Here is a 332-nt window from a genome sequence, read left to right on the forward strand (position 1 = left end):
GATCCCATGGTTTGGAAGGGGTCAAACATCCACTCCCAGATCTTTCGGCCCTCCAAGATCAGTTCCGCGTCCACTTCCATCCCCGGCAGGAAGGACTTCGCTTCTTGGGCAACTCCAATGGTCTGGGAAGGCAAGGCGACTTTGGCGGTGTAAACCGGCTCAGTGGGCGACTGGCGACCATAGCGGCGCTCCAACTCACCGAGGGGACTCGTTTGCGTTGACAGCGATGCGATGCGCCCCTGGATGGCGCCATATTTTGCTTTCGGGAATGCGGCGATGTTGAGCAGCACCTCGGTGCCGACATTCACATGTCCGATGGCCCTGGAAGGAAT

The 332-nt window shown here is 58.7% G+C and carries 1 pseudogene; it reads right to left on the reverse strand.

Annotation, left to right across the window (positions count from 1 at the left end):
* Positions 1-332, reverse strand: a pseudogene (locus XpruCFBP8353_RS23145) (multidrug transporter); the annotation flags it as partial.

The organism is Xanthomonas prunicola (assembly GCF_002846205.1).
GTDB lineage: Bacteria > Pseudomonadota > Gammaproteobacteria > Xanthomonadales > Xanthomonadaceae > Xanthomonas > Xanthomonas prunicola.